We start from the raw sequence: 2,144 nt of genomic DNA on the forward strand, positions 1-2,144 counted from the left end.
GGAAGAAGATCACGGGCAACCACCTGATCACCCGGATTCAGCAGCAAATCACTTGCCAGAGCTTCAACTTGAGGCAGTTGAAAGTGTTGATCGACCAGCAACTGTTGCTGCTGGAAAATATAAGCAAGTGATAATTTTTTAGACATTAGGCAACGATTTTCAGTTTCTCACTACTGTCTAATGCTACCTTAAACATGGACTGTAATACAGGCTGTTTGTTCTTTAAGTTGTCGATCATCATGTCGGCACTAGCCAATGCATCCAGCGCATGATGAATTTCTACTGGTATTAATGCAAGCGACTGTTCAATACGATTTTTGATGAACAGGGCAGTCGTATTGAATGCAGCTTTCACATGTTCAGCATTCAGGAACAGCATGGCACCGCCAATTTCACAGAACTGGATGGGTACAGGTTCAAGTTTGGCCAGGTCCTGATCTTGCAGATAATCAGTCAGAATCTGGCTAGACAATTCAATCAATGCTTTAGTTTCATTTAACAAAGCGTTGTGTGCTTCATCCAGACGATCCAGTGAGATATTCATGTTATTCACACGTAGCTGCAAGCGGCTCGAAGTATGATGGCGTTCCAATACACCAATCGAGTTCATCGCGGATAGAATCACATTCATCAACTGCTGGGCAAAAGACTCATCTTTCAGAATATCTGCCTGGCTGAGTGAAGCTGCCTGACGGTTTAAGTCATGATAGGCTTCATTCAGATTCAGAACCTTGAAGATATTGGCCAAGCTATTCAGCTGAGTCTGGAGTTCCTGAGTTTTTTCAGGTGTCATGTGCTGATAGTTATATTCGATATCATTGCGGATCTGGGTCATTTCCGCAGTCACCAGTTCGCTAATGGTATGCATGGTTTCGAAGTCCGGACCGTATAGGTGACGGCTGAACACCTGAAGTTGCATATCTGTCAGTAGATCATCACCAATATTCAGCTGGCTACGGATTTGCTGTGCAGTTGCATCTTCCTGACTAATACATAAGCTTAATACATTTGCCAGATCGGACAGAGAGGCTTTGAAGCTGTCGGCTGAACTAAAGTACTGCGCCATGTTGCGTTCAATACTGATTAAAGTACGTAAACGTGGTTCATTGATGAGCAGGTGATCAATATTATCAAAAGCAACATGCACCAGATGCCAGTATTGCTTGCTTGGATGATTTGCTGAAAGGCCTGCCAGATAAGTACCGACCAGTTTGATCGCTTGCAGGTCCATCTCGCTTTCTTCCTGTTTCAGCAGTTTGTTAAGAGACAGCTTGTACAGGCGTTGCACATATTTGGATTTTTCCAGACCTGGTACTTGGGGTAACTGGAAGTCAGGGGTAATCAGGTCAAGCAAAGGTTCAATATGCTGACCTTCAGTGGTTAATGGTTTACCAAGCGCTAGTTCCAGACGGTTCAGGGTATCGAGCAGGAACTGTGGAATTTTCACTTCACGCAAGCAGATAAATTCGATATAGCGTTTCAGCATGGTGGTGCCTTCACTCAATGCGATCACATCCTGAGTGTTGACCTGCGCCGGATTCCCCATAATCTTGCGCATCAGTTCTGCTGAATATTGTGCAATTTGTGCCAGATTCGGCATATCAATCAGTGCCAGTACCTGTGCACATTGTTCGAACTGATTTAATGCATCGTCAATGCCAAAAGGTAAAGTCTGATCTTCTACCAAGGTGCTTACTGCTGATTCGACTAACTTGATCGAGTTATCAACCTCATTTTTTATTATCAGTAAAGCTGTTGGATCAAAATGTATAGAGGTTTGGTAAGACATGGATCTGCACCTTTCCTTGAGTATTATCTATATATGAGCCCCGCTTTATCGGACGGGGCCTCTTTGGAATTACTATAACTGAAGAACTGTATTTTAAAAGCGAAATTACTGCTTGAAATTTAGATTTTATTTGGCAAAAAGGCAAGGCGTTCCATGCTTTTCTTCAAATTGTTTGACCCATTTCTCATGTTCGGCAAGTTCTTCATCTGATGGAAGAATCACAGGCAATTCAATTTCAATTTTTACAGTGCCTGAACTGCCGCCTTGTTCTTCGGTATGTGACAGGGCATCCATATCAAAAGAGACTTGTCCACCGGTCATGGCCAAATAAACATCGGACAGAATTTCCGCATCG

1 protein-coding gene and 2 pseudogenes are annotated in these 2,144 nt (G+C 43.2%); all 3 read right to left on the bottom strand.

Annotated features, from left to right (window positions below):
• A pseudogene (locus tag B4J23_RS06990) lies at nt 1–146 on the bottom strand (NADH pyrophosphatase); the annotation flags it as partial.
• Entirely contained in the window at nt 146–1,789 is a 1,644-nt protein-coding gene (locus B4J23_RS06995) for a chemotaxis protein (protein ID WP_291359567.1), read from the bottom strand. The pseudogene B4J23_RS06990 and the gene B4J23_RS06995, both read right to left, overlap by 1 nt.
• Nucleotides 1,790–1,915: 126 nt before the next feature.
• Nucleotides 1,916–2,144, bottom strand: a pseudogene (locus B4J23_RS07000) (DNA polymerase III subunit epsilon); the annotation flags it as partial.

Source organism: Acinetobacter sp. UBA3025, from assembly GCF_002367915.1.
Lineage (GTDB): Bacteria > Pseudomonadota > Gammaproteobacteria > Pseudomonadales > Moraxellaceae > Acinetobacter.

Bases quoted from the DNA above. Each gene is read 5' to 3' on its own strand.
- B4J23_RS06995 (WP_291359567.1), bottom strand. From the start codon at position 1,789: ATGTCTTACCAAACCTCTATACATTTTGATCCAACAGCTTTACTGATA.